Annotated in this window: 12 protein-coding genes and 1 tRNA gene; 8 read left to right on the top strand and 5 right to left on the bottom strand. The window is 70.3% G+C overall.

Annotated elements, in window-relative coordinates:
- Positions 1-50: 50 nt before the first annotated feature.
- Entirely contained in the window at positions 51-995 is a 945-nt protein-coding gene (locus tag ACIP5O_RS01395) for a ScbA/BarX family gamma-butyrolactone biosynthesis protein (protein ID WP_401287121.1), read from the bottom strand.
- Between the two features lie 132 nt (positions 996-1,127).
- Between ACIP5O_RS01395 and ACIP5O_RS01390 the strand changes: the two genes are divergently transcribed.
- Both ACIP5O_RS01390 and ACIP5O_RS01385 read left to right on the top strand, forming a co-directional pair.
- A complete protein-coding gene (locus ACIP5O_RS01390; protein ID WP_356539608.1) occupies positions 1,128-1,757 on the top strand; it encodes a ScbR family autoregulator-binding transcription factor in 630 nt (209 codons plus the stop codon).
- A gap of 75 nt (positions 1,758-1,832) precedes the next feature.
- Positions 1,833-2,618 carry an SDR family NAD(P)-dependent oxidoreductase gene (locus ACIP5O_RS01385; protein WP_401287117.1) on the top strand — a complete coding sequence of 262 codons (786 nt, stop codon included), beginning with the start codon at positions 1,833-1,835 and terminating at the stop codon, positions 2,616-2,618.
- A gap of 24 nt (positions 2,619-2,642) precedes the next feature.
- Here ACIP5O_RS01385 and ACIP5O_RS01380 read toward each other — a convergent pair whose 3' ends face one another.
- On the bottom strand, positions 2,643-3,257 hold the full coding sequence (locus ACIP5O_RS01380) for a TetR family transcriptional regulator (protein WP_401287114.1): 615 nt from the start codon (positions 3,255-3,257) through the stop codon (positions 2,643-2,645).
- 688 nt (positions 3,258-3,945) lie between these two features.
- Between ACIP5O_RS01380 and ACIP5O_RS01375 the strand changes: the two genes are divergently transcribed.
- Positions 3,946-4,593: a response regulator transcription factor gene (locus ACIP5O_RS01375; protein WP_401287112.1), complete on the top strand. Its 648-nt coding sequence runs from the start codon at positions 3,946-3,948 to the stop codon at positions 4,591-4,593.
- Between the two features lie 102 nt (positions 4,594-4,695).
- On the opposite strand, the gene ACIP5O_RS01370 is transcribed toward ACIP5O_RS01375, so the two are convergent.
- Positions 4,696-5,022, bottom strand: a complete 327-nt coding sequence (locus ACIP5O_RS01370) for a metalloregulator ArsR/SmtB family transcription factor (RefSeq protein ID WP_356539616.1) — start codon at positions 5,020-5,022, stop codon at positions 4,696-4,698.
- A gap of 216 nt (positions 5,023-5,238) precedes the next feature.
- Between ACIP5O_RS01370 and ACIP5O_RS01365 the strand changes: the two genes are divergently transcribed.
- From ACIP5O_RS01365 to ACIP5O_RS01355, 3 genes are all read left to right on the top strand, one after another.
- Positions 5,239-6,444, top strand: coding sequence for an MFS transporter (locus ACIP5O_RS01365; RefSeq protein ID WP_401287109.1), 1,206 nt, complete (start codon positions 5,239-5,241; stop codon positions 6,442-6,444).
- Positions 6,445-6,882: 438 nt separating this feature from the next.
- Entirely contained in the window at positions 6,883-10,608 is a 3,726-nt protein-coding gene (locus ACIP5O_RS01360; protein WP_401287106.1) for an ACP S-malonyltransferase, read from the top strand.
- A 57-nt stretch (positions 10,609-10,665) separates the two neighbouring features.
- Entirely contained in the window at positions 10,666-12,132 is a 1,467-nt protein-coding gene (locus tag ACIP5O_RS01355) for a hypothetical protein (RefSeq protein ID WP_401287103.1), read from the top strand.
- Positions 12,133-12,233: 101 nt separating this feature from the next.
- On the opposite strand, the gene ACIP5O_RS01350 is transcribed toward ACIP5O_RS01355, so the two are convergent.
- Positions 12,234-12,306: transfer RNA gene (locus ACIP5O_RS01350), tRNA-Ala, on the bottom strand.
- A 129-nt stretch (positions 12,307-12,435) separates the two neighbouring features.
- Here ACIP5O_RS01350 and ACIP5O_RS01345 point away from each other — a divergent pair.
- Both ACIP5O_RS01345 and ACIP5O_RS01340 read left to right on the top strand, forming a co-directional pair.
- A complete protein-coding gene (locus tag ACIP5O_RS01345; protein WP_399612092.1) occupies positions 12,436-12,984 on the top strand; it encodes a helix-turn-helix domain-containing protein in 549 nt (182 codons plus the stop codon).
- 53 nt (positions 12,985-13,037) lie between these two features.
- Positions 13,038-14,450, top strand: a complete 1,413-nt coding sequence (locus ACIP5O_RS01340) for a serine/threonine-protein kinase (protein ID WP_401287100.1) — start codon at positions 13,038-13,040, stop codon at positions 14,448-14,450.
- A gap of 4 nt (positions 14,451-14,454) precedes the next feature.
- On the opposite strand, the gene ACIP5O_RS01335 is transcribed toward ACIP5O_RS01340, so the two are convergent.
- Positions 14,455-15,768 (bottom strand): hypothetical protein, encoded by a 1,314-nt coding sequence (locus ACIP5O_RS01335; protein ID WP_401287097.1) that lies wholly within the window; start codon positions 15,766-15,768, stop codon positions 14,455-14,457.
- Positions 15,769-15,890: the final 122 nt, after the last annotated feature.

Raw genomic sequence — 15,890 nt, 5'->3', positions numbered from 1 at the left:
GCCGCCCTTCCCGTCGTCCCGTGCCGGGAAGGACGCCGACGGGTGGTGTCTCAGCGGGTCCCGGCGGGCGCGAGCGTCACGACGGTGCCGAAGACCCGCCGCTCGCGCTGGTGTGCGTCGATCCGGACGCGCGGACGGCCGTGGAGATCGGGCCCCAGGGGGGCGGTGGTGAGCACACAGGCCGCGTCGAACTCGACGTACCGGTCGAAAGTGGTGTCGAAGCCGACCGGCGTCGCCGGGACGTCCAGACTCGCCTGGGCCGCCTGGCTGGCCGCCTCCAGGAGCACCATGCCGGGTATGTGGTCGTGCGGGTGGTCGTACAGGACGGAGTGGCTGGTGTCGACGCGTATCTGCCAGCGGTCCGCCTCGTCGGTGGGGGACAGGACGACGTCGCGCACGCTGCCGCGTCCCACCCGCTCCGGGGAGACGGCGGGAGTGGGTGCCGAGAACCGCGGGAAAACCGTACGGCTGTCGGCGCGCGAGCCGCGCAGCCGGTCGTAGATGACGCCCGGATGGGCGCTGTAGTGGACCTCGGCGGAACCCACGTACGCGCCGCCCGCCGTGCCCTCGACGTGGGCGACCAGGTGGACCGAGCCCAACCTCCGGCGCTTGATCGCCGAGTGGACGACCCGCAGCCGGACGGTGGTCGGCCGCTGCGTGATCCGCAGCGCGTCGGCGTCCACGTCCGAGCGCAGGTACTCCCAGCCCAGTCGGTGGTCCATGGGGATGCCGTGAGCCGTGTGGCAGGACACCGCGAGCGCCTGGCGTACGCTCTCGGTGAAGAGCAGCGGGCTGTGGGCCTGCGGTGTCGGCGTGTAGAAGGCATGTGCCCGCGGCCACTCGGCGGTGACGATCTGCTCGGCGTCGCACAGGCTCAGGCAGTCGATGACGAAGGCCTCCGACAGGTCGCGCTTCCCGACGGATTCCTTGACGCCGGTCCGCGTACGGCCTTGCCGCGGCACGATCGTCGACGTTTCAGCGATGGTGTGAGACATGAAGCAGTTCCCCCATGGTTGCTCCTGTCCAGCCGCGCCGGGCTGGACACCTGCCGTGACAAGATGAATAAAATAGTGTTCATTGTTTTTTGTCTAGTGGCTTTTTGATCAGCGAGTGAGGACTGCCGGGTTATGGCGAAGCGGGCCGTGAAGCAGGAACGGGCGATACAGACGAGGGAAGCGCTGATCCAGGCGGGGGCCGAGGTCTTCGGCGAGTTCGGCTTCGCGGGTGCCAGCGTCTCGAAGATCGCCGACCGGGCGGGGCTCACACTCGGCGCGATGTACTTCCACTTCAAGTCGAAGGAGGACCTCGCCCGGGAGATCGTCCTCGCCCAGCCCGGGCGGGTCACCCCGCCGCACGAGTCCGAGGGCTTGCAGCGCGCCGTCGACATCACGCTGACCTGGGCGTACGGACTGGCCGACGACGCCGTGCTGTACGCGGGCGCGCGCCTGGTGATGGAGCAGGACCACTTCGTCGCCCCGGAGGGGAACTCGCACCAGCAGTGGGCGGCCCTCCTCGCCTCCGACTTCCGCACCGCACAGGCCAGGCGGGAGATGCGCGGGACGGCCGACACGGAGGCGCTGGCCCGGCTGGTCGTCAACGCCTGCACCGGTGCCCAGATGCACTCCTCCATCGAGTCGGGCCGGGCGGACCTGCCGCGGCGCATCGAGGAGATGTGGCGGATCGTGTTGCCGTCCGTCACGATGCCGAGTGCCTTCGCCCGCCTGGAGTTCGGGCCGGAGCGGGGCGTGAGGGGCTGACCGCGGGCCCTCGGCCGGGGGCCGTGCCGTGCTGGTCGTGATCGGTTCATGACGAACGAGTGATGGGGGACGGGGATGGGATTGTCGGCGGCGCGAGGGTCCGAGGGGCTCGGCGGCAGGACGGTGATGGTCACCGGGGCCTCCAGTGGGATCGGTGCGGCGGCCGCGCGGCTGTTCGCCGCGCAAGGGGCGAACGTCGTCCTCATGGCCCGGCGGGAGGGCCGGCTGCGCGAACTGGCCGCGGACATAGGGGCGGCGGGCGGAACGGCGGTGTCCGTGCCGGGCGACGTGACCGAATCGGCGGACGTCGAGCGGGCCGTGGCCACGGCCGTCGACACGTTCGGCTCACTGGACGCGGCGTTCAACAACGCGGGCTGGGGCATGATGGCCACTCCTCTGCACGAGCTGGCCGACGACGTCTACGACCGGATCATGGACGTCAACGTGCGCGGCGTGTGGAACTGCCTGCGTCACCAGATTCCCGTGCTGCTCTCCCAGGGCAGGGGTGGAGCGGTGGTCAACACCTGCAGTACGGCCGGCCAGTTCGCCACCGGCGCCGTCGCCCCCTATGTGGCCGCCAAGCACGCCGTCCTGGGGCTGACCCGGGCCGCCGCGGCCGAGTACGGCGACCGGGGCATCCGGGTCAACGCGCTGATGGCCGGCAGCACCCGGACCGAACTGATCGAGGACGCGCTGCGGGAGATGCCCGGGCTCGAGGAGGCCGCCGTCGCCCGCGCCGTTCAGAAGCGGCTCGCCGACCCGGAGGAGATCGCCCGCGTCGCCGTCTGGCTCTGCGGCCCCGAATCCTCGTTCATGACGGGAGCCGCCGTGCCGGTGGACGGCGGCTGCAGCGCCGTGTGACCCCGTCCGCCGTACCGGATCCCATCAGTTCGTGGAGTACTCCACCGCCGGAAGGATCGTCTTCCACATCCGGGTGAACCGGTCCGACACACTGCTCGGCCGGACTTCCCGCGCGTCCGTACGCAGCTGTTCGCGCAGGTCCGTCTCCGCGCCGTGCACGAGGTAGACGACGAGCGTCAGGACGAGGGAAGGAGCTGTCTGCCCGATCGAGGGGGTGGCCGGCGCGCAGGGTTCCGTATCCGCCGCCCCGGCCAGCTCCTCCTGGATGGCCTTCGACCACATGGCGGTCCAGTTCGGTGCGGAGTCCTCGCGGTCGCGGTCCAGACGCGCGGCCGCGCGCACGGCGACATGGCCCTCCAGGCAGCGCACCACCGCGGACGCCATGGCGACGGCGGACCGGAGCGGGCCCGCGCCGCGATCGACCTGCTGCAGGGCGTGCCGCGTGTCCGCCATGCCTTGTGCGTGCACCGCGTCGGCCAGCTCGGCCTTCGAGGCGAAGTGGAAGGTCACGGCCCCTATCGAGGTGCCGGCAGCCCTGCTGATGCAGGCCAGCGACGCCGCCGCGTACCCCTTGCGGTCGAACTCCCGGGCGGCGGCGAGGATCAGGGCCTGCCGCGTGCGGGCAGCTCGTTCCTGCATCCCGTTGACCTTTCGTCGTACACGCACACCAGTGTGCGGCGGGGTTCCGAGCGGCTGAACACGTCCTCGCGTGGGGACGGCGGCGCGCTGTCCTTGGAGCGGAACGGTAAAGCCAAGTCCAATTTTCGGCAAAGGTGCGCCATGCCGACGGGCCCCTCCCGGTGGTACGAGTAGCGGCCCCTGCTGCGACGGGAGCGCCCGGGCCGGGTATGCCGGGGTGCCCTCAAAAAAACGTAGCTATCATTATGCTATACGCTCCAGAGGGATCGGGACATCGAGAGGCGGGGGAAGCCTCATGTGACGACTGCGCCGTTCGGGACGACAGGGATGCTTCTGCCCCCTCCCCGGCGGCCGCGAGCGACGGGGCGACGGGCATGCGGCGGCGTTCGTGGCGGGATTCGCCGGACGCGGCGCGGGGCCGCGCGCGATCGGCCCGCGGGCCCGGCGGCCGAGGGACCCGGAGTTCACCGATGCGGGACACCGTCCGCACCCGGCCGTCGCCCCGGACGAGCGCAGACGGACGGCGACACTTCCCCAAAAACAAAAAAGCTACTATTATTCAAATCCAGACGGAGGGGGAGTCATGGCTTTGGGGGGGCACCTTGCGTGGCTTGGTCGGCGGGACGCGGCAGACACCGTGGACCCGCATCCCAGCAAGGTCACCGAGGCACTCAAGGTTCGCGTGCTGGTGGTGGAGGGAGACGGCGCCGCGGCCGAGGCACGGGTGCGTTATCTGCGCCGGCAGGGATACTCCGCGACCAGCGTGACCACCGGAGAGGAAGCACTGCGTGCGCACCGGCACGCGGATCTGATCGTGCTCGACCTCGACCTCCCCGACATCGACGGCCTGGAGGTCTGCAGGGCGATACGGGAGGAGGGCGACAAGCCCATCATCTCCATCACCGCCCGCGACACCGAGCTGGACCGGGTGCTGGCCCTGCAGGCCGGAGCCGACGACTGCGTGCTCATCTCGTGCGGTGTGCGCGAGATGACAGCGCGCATCGAGGCCCTGCTGCGCCGGACCCACGTCCGGTCGGAGCCCACCCGGAGCATCTCCGTCGGCCCGCTCCACATCGACGGCAAGACCCGCGAAGTACGTCTGCACGGCAGGGCGGTGAGCCTTACGGCCAAGGAGTTCGAACTGCTGCACATCCTGGCCTCGGGCTCCGAGAACGTCATATCCCGCAAGGAGTTGATGGACAGGGTGTGGGACACCAGCTGGGCGGACTCCAGCCGCACCATAGACACGCACGTGAGCAGCCTGCGCGCGAAGCTCGGTGCGAGCACCTGGATCATCACCATCCGTGGCGTCGGCTACCGCATGGGGCACGGATGAGCCCCCGCGCGTCGCGCCCGGTGCGGGCGCCCGGCCCCGGGACCCCTCGGTGGGACGCGTCGCCCCGTGGCCCGACCGTCCCGTCGCGGAGCGGCTCCGGGGTCAGGCGATCTTCGACAGGTCGATGCCGCCGATGCCCTGCCTGAGCTGCTCGACGAGCTGGGCGATGCGTTCCTCGTCGCGCCGGTAGTGGGTCCACTTCCCGACGCGCGCGGAGCGGACGAGACCGACGCGTTCGAGTGCGGCCATGTAGGCGGAGACGGTGGACTGTGCCAGTCCCGTCTTGGCCTGGATGTGGCTGACGCAGACGCCGACCTCGTTGACGGGGAAGTGCTCTTCAGGGGCGCGCAGCCACTGCAGCACCTGGAGGCGCACGGGGTTGGCGAGCGCCTTGAGGGGTTCGGTCAGGGCCGTGAGGTCCTCTGTCATGGGTGTGTCGTGTGTCGTCATGGGGCCTTCCCGGACGGGCGCAGGACGGATTCTTGCATCGATGATAGGCGATGCGTCGCGTCGGCACCCCTCGCCCGCCACCGCCCCGCACTCGGCTTGACACTTCATATCGACGTACTGCAATACTTCGATCTATCCACGCTCGGCTCGCGGCACGATCCCGTACCGCACGCCACTGCAACGAAGGGTTTTCTCATGCCTATCGGGCTCATTGCCCTGGCACTCGGAGGCTTCGGTATCGGCCTCACCGAGTTCGGGATCGTAGGCCTGCTGCCCGAGGTGGCAGAGGACTTCGACGTCTCCGAAGCGGTCGCCGGCTACCTGGTCTCCGGCTACGCGCTGAGTGTCGCGATCGGCGCCATCGCGCTGACCGCGGCGATCGCCCGCTTCGACCGCAAGAAGTCGCTGGCCGGCCTCATGGTCCTGTTCATCGTGGGCAACCTGATGTCCGCCCTCGCCCCGACCTACGGCCTGCTCATGGCCGGTCGCGTCGTCGCGGCCCTGTGCCACGGGGCGTTCTTCGGCGTCGGCGCGGTCGTCGCCTCCGACATGGTGGCCGAGAACAAGAAGGCCAGCGCCATCGCGCTCATGTTCGGCGGCCTGACCGCCGCCAACGTGCTCGGCGTGCCGCTGGGCACCTTCGTCGGCCAGCAGTTCGGCTGGCGCTCCACCTTCTGGGCCGTCACGGTCATCGGCGTCATCGCGCTGATCGGCATCCTGGCCCTGGTGCCGCAGCCCACCTCGACCGGGCAGAGCCTGCGGGGCGAGTTCGCCGTGTTCCGCCGCGGTCAGGTCTGGGTCTCCCTCCTGCTCAGCGTCCTCGCCTTCGGCGCCGTGATCGGCGGCTACACCTACATCGCCTTCACGCTCACCGACGTCAGCGGGTTCGCCACCAGCACCGTGCCGTGGCTCCTCGTCCTGTTCGGTGTGGGCACGTTCATCGGCAACTTCGTCGGCGGCAAGGCCGCCGACAAGTCCCTGAACGCCTCCCTGACCGGCATCATGGCCGCCCTCGCCGTCGTCCTCGCGGTCTTCGCCCTCACGGCGGAGAACAAGATCGCCACGATCGTCTCGCTGCTGCTGATGGGCACCATCGGCCTCTCGGCGGCGCCCGGCCTGATGGTCCGGATCATGAGGTACGCGGCGGACGCGCCCACCATGGCCTCGGGCGCCAACGTGGCCGCCTTCAACGTCGGCAACGCGGTCGGCGCCTGGATCGGCGGTCTGACCATCGCCGCCGGATACGGGTTCGTCTCCCCGCTGTGGGTCGGCGCGGGTCTCGGCGTCGCCGCCCTCGCCGTTGCGGCCGGCGGCTCGCTGGGCGGCCGGACCGCGGCTCCCGCGGACAACGCGGCGGGCGCCGCGCCTCAGGCGGACAAGGTCGGAGTCAGCGTCCAGTAAAAGCGTCGCCGTCCGGCAGGGAAATTCCTGTTCGACACATCAGGACCGAGGAGCCTTCGGGCTCCCCGGTCCTGATTTTTTTTGTCCTACCCACAGCGCCGAAAGGGAGCCCGAGGGCGTCACGCCAGCTTTCGGAGAGGCTCTCCCCCATGCTGACCTGGGCTTTTAACACTCCTCTGAAACGCCTTAACGCTTCTCGAAACCTTGTTCGCGCATCTTGAAAAGACATGAACAAGCCTGTATTGGAATCCATTGAATCGAATGGGCCCGTTGGACAGAATTTTCTCGGCGACCCGATGAGAAACACCGGCCGCTTCACCGGAAATTGTTTCCGGAGGAATTCGACCCTTCGCGCCCAAAGGCGGGCGCGTGACGCACCGCGACGGGGCGACGGAGATCATCCGTCGCCGCACAGCCCAACGCGAGAAGGCGATGCACGTGTCCACCTCCATCTCTCCCGTCCAGCCTGCCCGGACCACCGCCCACCGGCCCGCGCCCGTCGAGCGCGTCCTCAGCACCAAGGACCGCGTCCGGGTGGCCGGATTCTTCCCCGGCCTGGGCAGCCGAGCGTCCTACCAGGACCTCGGCCGGTCCCTCCTCGACTCCGGCATACCCGAGATCACCGACATATACCAGGACGCCGCCCGGGCCCTCGGCTTCCCCACCCGGCCCGACCTGCTGCTCGCGGCATCGGCGAACCTTCCGCGGGGGACATTGGAGCGGCAGGGCTTCATCGGGGCGACCCTGCTGGTGCACAGCCTGGCTCTGGACGCCTACCTGCGGGACCGGAGCGAGAGGAACGGGACCCCCCTCGACTTCATCGCCTACACGGGCGAGAGTTTCGGCATCCTGACCGCCGCGGTGGCGAGCGGCTCCCTGTCCGTCTTCGACGGCGTGAAGATCGCCCAGGCGTTCACACCGCTGATGCTGCTGGCCGCCGGCGGGCAGAACACCGACGAGCCGTTCGCCCGGAACCTCGCCTGCTACCTGCCCGACTCCGTCCTGCGGGCGCCCCTGGTGCCGGAGCCGTCCCACGTGGTCGCGGTGAAGGCCCAGAGTCCGGACGCCCTCGCGTCGGTACTGGCCGCGCTGCACGACACGTACCCCGTCGCGGACGTCGAACCGCACAAGGCGTACTCGCCGACGCAGGCCAACGTCTACGTCCGCACCGGAGTCAAAGCCGAGTTCGACCGGTTCCTCGCCGAGCACCCGGACGTGTCCGCGCAGGAGCTGAAGGACCCGACCGTCTTCCTGGCGCACTCCGCCCGGATGCTGCCCGCGCGCCGGGCCCTGGAACGGTTCCTCGACGTCCAGCGGATCCGCTTCGCCGAGCCCCGCGTCCCGGTGGTGTCGAACCACGACACGTCGCTGCTCACCACGGCGGCCGACGTCCGGCTGGGGATCCTGGCCATGACCGACCGGGTCATGGCGTCCCGGGACACCTGCGAGACCCTCGACGGCCTCGACGCGGACATGGTCCTGGAGCTGGGCCTCGGCAACAAGTCGGCCCGGCTCCTGAAGGACAACGACCTCGTCGCCCCCGTCCTGGCCTACACGGGAAGCGACGAGGAGACCGACCGCCTCCTGCACGTCCTCGGCGTGGTGGACGGCCTGATGACCGATCTGGAGAAGCTGTACGCCACCGGGGACCGGCTGGAGCACGGACACTACGACTCCCTTCGGGAACTGTTCCGCCTCGCCGCCGACAGCGACTGCTGGGACGACCACATCTCCCGTACGTTCGGGCGCGTCGTCACCGCGGAGATGCTCTGCCCGGACCGGGAAGGGGCGCCCGCGTTCTACCAGTTGCTCGAGGTCTTCCAGCACACGCGGAACCACCGGGAGCACATCGCCGTCCTCGAGGGCGAACTGATCACCAAGGCACGGCTGAAGAAGCGGATCACCGGCGAGGACCCCGAGCGGCTCGGCAAGGCCTACCTCGAACTCCACGTCGTCGATCGCACCGGCGACGTCCGCGTGACGACCACGGACACCAACCGTCCGGAGGTGGTCGTCTTCCACTTCGACGGACTCGCCGACCTGGACGAAGAGGACCTGGAACGCAGGACCGAGCTGCTCCTCGACACCCAGCCGGCGGCGCTTCAGGCGTACGACCAGATGCTCAAGAGCCTGCGCGGCGGCGGCAACCGCGCCGTCCCCCCGGTGGACCACCGCATCGTCTACCAGTACCTCCTGTTCCACACCCTCGTGCGGCACCGGCCCGCGCTGTTCACCCAGAACGACTACTACCTCGAAGGCAGCGACGCACTGGGCTGGCTGGTCTCCCTGGCCGTCTCCGGCGCGATCTCCCTGGCCGACGCCGTCGCGCTGTCCGCGGCGCGGCTGCGCGACGACGCCGTGGAGCTGGTGCTGAACAGCGTCACCAGTGCCGTGATCCCCGTCGTGTCGCCCGAAGGCGTGCCGGTCCAGTCCAAGAAGGACCTGGAGGACGCCACCCGTGCCGTGCTCCGCGGCAGCACCCTGAACACCGAGGTGCGGCGGATCCACCTCAACGGCAACTGCCAGATCGTCGCTCTCGGTCCGGACCCGGACGGCACTTCCTTCGACGTCGGCCCCCACCACGGGCACGCGATCCGCGTCGCGGAGCCGGCCGAGGTCTGGAAGAAGCGCCTCAACCCCGCACTGGACGAGTTCGAGTACGCCTGCGTCCTCGCCCTGACCGGTGAGAACGAATGCGTCCTGGACAACGCCCAGAGCCGCAAGGTCCTCTCCAGCACCGTCTACGCCTACGTCAACCCCGGCGAAACGATCGTCAATTTCGGCAAGGGGGGCAGCGAGTCCATGACGATCTTCGTCAGGAAGGAGGGCGAGGACCGCGTCACGGTGCGGAAGATCCTGAGCGAGGCCCTGACGACCGCGCGGTGGAACCCGGACGGGGACGGTGTGATGTTGCCGCCGTTCGCGAAGGCCAAGAAGCAGGCCGAGTACCTCCAGGCCCTGCCGGAGCAGGTGCGCGACCACTTCCCCGAGGTCTTCACCGTTCTGGAGCGGGAAGTTCCCGTCCCGTCCCCCCTGCGGGGTGACGGCCGCGCGGCCGACAGGGAGGTCATCTACGAGATGAGCTACGTGGAGGGGGAGGAGGTCAGCCGGTTCGTGGAGAAGCGGGTACCACCGCCGGTGGTCGTCGCACGCCTCTACGAGCAGATCATCCGCGTGCTGAACGAGAACGTGCACAGCGTGCGCCGCGTCCCCGCGCCGGGCGAGACGCTGAACACCTCCTACTTCAAGAAGATCGAGGACCGCCTGGAGCTGTGCCGCCGTACGGCACCGCAGACCTTCGGCCCTCACCTCCTGGACACCGAGCGGATCGTCGTCAACGGCGTCTCCTACCTCAACTCCTCGGCGCTCCTCGAACGGTTCCGGGCGGATCCCGACTTCCTCGAGATCCTCGAACCGGCCTTCCACTCGCTGGTCATGGGCGACACGAACACCGAGAACATCAAGATCACCGACACCGAGCCGCTGCTGCGCGCCCAGAGGCTGATCGAGGCCGCGGCGCCGCAGCAGGAGATCGACGCCGCGCTGGAGGCGATCACTCCCGCCTCACTGGGGATCAAGTTCCTCGACCCCCGGGCCATCGGCTACAAGAGCGACGGCGGCGACACGCGTGACGACGCGATGTACGACAACAAGCCCTGGCACAACTCCATCGGTCACTACGACGAGATCCACTTCGAGCACTTCACGATGAGCGTCGACGTCGGCGAGGGGCGGACCCCGCGTGTCGACATCGCGTTCCTGGAGGACAACCCGTACCAGAAGGCGTACCGGGTACGGGACGTGATCCCCAACGGCGGCGAGGTCGACACCGAGGCCCCCCGGGGGATGGAGGACCACTTCGCCCCCGTGATGACGGCCGCGCTCGGTCTCGACGACCCCGAGTCGGAGTACCTGAGGGACGACCCCTACTGGCTGGTCCGGTTCGTGTTCATGATGGGGCAGCACTTCACCGCCATGCCGCCGTTCCACTTCCAGAAGGAGCTGGACGGCACCCTCATGGACACCTACCAGACCCAGCGCCGTCCGGTGGCGATCTACTGCGAGGGCATCAAGTGGCTGAACTGGGCCCTTCAGATGCTGGAGGGCACCAGGACCGAGATTCTGGGCCTCAAGACGCCCCTGCGCCGCCGCCCGGGCCACTGAGCGCTCCGCCGGAACCCCGCGAGTCTCCCCCGCTCCACCCAACAGAAAGCGCTTCGCATGACCTCCGCTTCGTTCCCCGTTCCGGTGGACGGCCTGTGCCACCTGTCGAACGAGACCCGCATGATCGCCACCCCGTGGAGCCGCATGGTGCGCGGCATCGGCCTGGGTCAGTACCCCGTCGCCTATGACCCCGATGCCGCCGCGCGGATCCGCAGGACGTTCGCCCTGCTCAGCGCCAAGGGCGCCGACAGCAACTCCTACACCAGGTTCTCCCGGCTCCTCGCCGACCTCGTCCTGAGCGTCGCGGACCCCTCCCGCCCGCTGCGCCGCTCCGACGTGGAGCAGGACCTCGGCCCGATCCTGGACACCGTACGGGCGGAGGAGAACCCGTACTTCCGGGTCATGGCCGGCTGCATCCTCATGGACTCCTTCGCCAAACTGGGCCTGGACAAGGGCCTGCTGGTCAACGCCGAGACCGACTTCCCGGCGGAGATCCTCGCCGTGGCCGACTCGATCGCGCCGGACCGGATCAAGGACGAGAACGCCGGACGCCACGGCCACTACGAGAAGCTGTCCGCCTACTCCGCCGTCTTCCTCGCCATGGGCCAGCTCGGCCTGAAGGAGAGGCTGGTGTCCGGCCGGCGCAATTACGTCAGGGAGTCACTGGGCCTGCTGGAGAAGATCCCGGCGCCGTTCTTCCGCGGGCGCGGCGGGGCCGTGCTCCTGTCGGTGATATCCCTGCTCGGATACGAGCGGTTCATCTTCGGCGAGGGCCGGGACCACATCAAGGAGGTTCTCGACCACCTCGACCGCGCGGACGAGCTGAACAGCCCGCCGGCGTTCCCGCAGCCCATGTCGGAGGCCTTCCCGAAGGTCTACCCGCTCCTGACCATGCTCAACGCCATCGCCATGAGCGGACGTGCCGAGGAGTACGTCGCCTACCGCCGGGACCGGCTGGCGGAGGCGAAGGAGCTGATGGGACGCATCACTCCGGTCGAGCGCACCCACATGGGCCTCTACTACATCATCGCCCTGCACAACCTCGGTCGCCTCGACGACCAGGTCCCGGACCTGTCCGGGCTCGTCGAGGACATCGTGGGCGAGTGGGAGCACATCGATCCGGGAGCGAACTACTTCCTCAACGGGATCGCGTACGCCTACGTCATCCAGACGGCCATGCTCACCGGCCGCATGGACCTGATCGGCGACAAGACCGTGGAGCGGCTCGTGGACTGCTTCCCCGACCTGGACCGGACGGACGACGACCGGGTCAACCGCCCCTATCCCTTCGCCTACGCCCTGAACGTGCTGGGGGAGACGGGCCGCTCGCACCTCCTGTTCGAGCCCAGGGACGCCTATGGCGGCGCCACACCCATGAGCTGGGTCATCGGCCGGCTCTCCGAGGGCGGCAGCGAGGAACAGCGCCTGTACATGCTGAACCACGCTCTGCTCGGATACGCCCTTCGCATGCGCGGCCCGGAGCGCACGGAGACCCCCCTGTCCCGGGGCTTCCGGTTCCGCTGAGACCCCACGAAGCCCCGCCGCGCCGTTCGCGCCGACGCGAAAAAGAGAGAGAAAAAGACCCCTCTGACCTCGTTTTCGCAGGTCAGAGGGGTCCGGCGCAGTGGAGCCTAGGGGAGTCGAACCCCTGACATCTGCCATGCAAAGACAGCGCTCTACCAACTGAGCTAAGGCCCCGGAACGAGAACAGCGTACCGGGTCATCCCCCATCTCCGGCAAAAGGATGGGGACTCCCGGTCGGCGACCACGCTCCGTAAGATGCTGACCGAGGTTCGCAGTGGCGAACCGCAGGGATGGGGAGAAGTGATGGACGCAGCGCAGCAGGAAGCCACGGCCAGAGCCAGAGAGCTTCAGCGCAGTTGGTACGGGGAGCCGCTGGGGGCGCTCTTCCGTCGCCTGATCGACGATCTCGGGCTCAATCAGGCCAGGCTCGCGGCCGTGCTTGGGCTCTCCGCGCCCATGCTGTCCCAGCTGATGAGCGGCCAGCGGGCGAAGATCGGCAACCCGGCCGTCGTCCAGCGCGTCCAGGCCCTCCAGGAGCTCGCCGTGCAGGTCGCCGACGGCAGCGTCAGCGCCGCCGAGGCCACGGACCGGATGGAGGAGGTCAAGAAGTCGCAGGGCGGCTCCGTCCTCACCGGCTCCGGCCAGACCGGCACCGCCTCCGGCGCCCCGACCGTGCGCCGGGTCGTCCGCGAGATCCAGTCCCTGCTGCGCTCCGTCGCGGCCGCGGGCGACATCATCGACGCCGCCGACTCGCTCGCCCCGGCCCACCCGGAGCTGGCAGAGTTCCTCCGGGTGTACGGCGCCGGGCGGACCGCCGAGGCGGTCGCCCACTACGAGTCGCACCAGAACTGACGGGTCCGGCGGCCGGCCGGGCCCGCGGAGAGACGGGGAGCGGGCGCAGCACGATGGGTGAGGTCTTCGCCGGGCGGTACGAGCTGATCGACCCGATCGGACGGGGCGGGGCGGGCGCGGTGTGGCGGGCCTGGGACCACCGGCGCCGCCGCTACGTGGCGGCCAAGGTGCTCCTGCAGAGCGACGCCCACACCCTGCTCCGCTTCGTCCGCGAGCAGGCGCTGCGGATCGATCACCCGCACGTCCTCGCCCCGGCCAGCTGGGCCGCCGACGACGACAAGGTCCTCTTCACCATGGACCTGGTGGCCGGCGGCTCCCTGGCCCACGTCATCGGGGACTACGGCCCGCTGCCGCCCCGGTTCGTCTGCGTCCTGCTCGACCAGCTGCTCTCGGGCCTGGCCGCGGTGCACGCCGAGGGGGTCGTCCACCGGGACATCAAGCCGGCCAACATCCTCCTCGACGTCACCGGGACCGGACGGCCGCACCTGCGCCTCTCCGACTTCGGCATCTCCATGCGCAAGGGCGAACCCCGGCTCACGGAGACCGATTACGTCGTGGGGACGCCCGGCTACTTCGCGCCCGAGCAGCTCCTCGGCTCCGAACCGGACTTCACCGCCGACCTGTTCGCCGTCGGCCTGGTCGCGCTCTATCTGCTCCAGGGCCGCAAGCCGGACTCCCAGGCCCTGGTCGAGCACTTCCTCGCGCACGGCACCCCGAGCGCCCCCGAGGGCATGTCCGAGCCCCTGTGGCAGGTGCTCGCGGGGCTGCTCCAGCCCGATCCGCAGGCCCGCTTCCGGACGGCCACGGGGGCGCGCAAGGCGCTGAGCGCCGCCGTCGAGCTGCTGCCCGAACCGGCCGCCGACGAGGAGCCGGTCGAGATCTTCGACCAACTCGGCCCCCTGCCGCCCGGTTTCGGCCCCGAGGGCCCCGAGCGGCCCGCGAAGCCCACGAGCCCTACAGGCACCACAGGCACCACAGGCACCACAGGCACCACGAGTACCGCAGAGCCCGCGTCCCGTACGGCACAGGACGGCCGGGGCCCTGCCGTGAGCGGCCCCGCCACGGCCCCCGTCACGCCCTCCGCCGCGACCGCCTCCCCGCAGGGCGCCCCCGCCCCCGTACCGCCCCGAGAGCCGCCCCCCGCCCCCGTACACCCCGGCCCGCCCCCGCCCCGCCCCTCCGAGACGGGCAGCTTCCACCTGCCACCGCCGGTGGCGCACCCGGCCCCGGCTCCGGCCTCCGTTCCGGGAGCGCCGTACGGACAGGCCTTCGCGAACCCCTACGCCACCCCCCACCCCCTCCACCCGGGCCCCTACGGGCCCCCGCAGCCGGTGACGGCTCCCCCGGCCGCCCCCGCGCCCGCCCCCGTACGCCGGCCGGGACCGCCCCCGAAGGTCGCGGTCCCGGTGCTCCTGCTCGCGCTCGTCTGCCTCGCGGTCGGCTTCTGGGCCCTCACCCAGGTCTGAGGGGTCAGGCCGCCCGCCGCCGCGCCACCAGCGTCCACGCGCCGAGGCCGAGCAGCAGCACCGTCCCGGTGCCGATCCCGGCCGTGGCGACCAGCCGCATGGAGTCGCCGCGCTCCGCCTCCGCGGCCGCCTGCGCCCCGCTGGACCCCTTCTCGGCCGCCTCCCGGTCGTCGGGGGTCACGGCGAACGGGCCGGGGTCCCCGTCGTACCCGGGTCCGGCCTTCGCCGCGTTCAGGACGTTCACCCGCAGCGTCAGCGGCACCGGCCCGTCGCCGTACTCCTCGGCCATCTCCGGGCTGAGCGTGGCCGACAGGTAGTACCAGCCGGCGAACCGCATCCCGCTCGTGGCCTCGTTGTACGAGGTGCGGTTCTCGTGCGCCACCGGCCGCTGCGGGCCGAGCGCCAGCGTCGCCTGCTTCCCGCTGTAGCCGAGGGTCTCGCCGTCGACGTGGCCGAGCGCCGGGTTGTCGAGGGAGAGCACGAGAGCCTGGGAGACGTAGGCGTCGCCCGCGGCGCTGCTGCCCAGTTCGGCGGTGGCGAAGAACTGCTGTCCCCAGTCGAGCGGGACCCGGTAGAAGAGGGTCTGCCCGGGCCGGATGTCGGACCGCCACTCGCCCCGCGTCAGCGAGGCGGCGTCGTGGACGCCCGAGCCGCCCTGCCGGGGCTCCGGGTCGCCCGTCAGGGGCGCGGGCGTGGCGGACGGCCAGGCCTCCGGGATCCCGGTCGGCCCGGCCTTCTTCAGGAGCGGCTCGGACAGGTGCCGGATCTCCAGGTCCCAGTCGGCCGGGTCGGATCCCTCCTTCGTGGTGCGCTCGACGACCACGTAGTAGTTGCCCGGCTCCTGGCAGCTGGAGCTGTCCGGGTTCACGACGCGGCGGGCGTACGCGGCGAGGGGGCGGGCGTACCGGGCCGAGGAGAAGCTCACCCGCTGGGCGCCGCACTCGGTGCCGGAGTCGTCCTGGATGCTGATCTCGATGCCGTCGCCGTGGTCGACCGTGCCGCCGGGCCCGGGGACGGCGACGACGGAGACGTACGTGTTCCGCTCGTTGTCGAGGGCGACCCGGTAGTAGACCTTGCCGTTCTTCCCGAGCGTGTCGCGGTAGGTCCGCCCGGCCTCCAACGGCCGCGCGTCCGAGCTGGAGAGGGCACCCCGGACCGGCCGGGCGGCGGAGTCGAAGGTGTACGGGGGGAGGGCCTCCCCGTCGGCGGCCCGGGCCCGGGCGGGGAATCCCGCCCCTCCGACGACCACTGCGGCGACCGCTCCGGCGGCCACGATCAGGGCCCCCGCCCTCCTGCCGATGCCGGCCCGTTTCCTCACGCGCTCCCCCTCATCGCTTTCCCACCGCTTCTCCACGGCTTTCTCTTCGCTTGAGCAAGCAACATATTCACTCAGGCAAACCACGAACAAGGTGCGGACAGAGCGAAGCCCCGGTCGCGCTC

The organism is Streptomyces sp. NPDC088915, from assembly GCF_044749825.1.
In the GTDB taxonomy this organism is placed as follows: domain Bacteria; phylum Actinomycetota; class Actinomycetes; order Streptomycetales; family Streptomycetaceae; genus Streptomyces.
Note: the sequence above shows the minus strand (reverse complement) of the source record. Positions and strands in the feature narration are given on the sequence as shown.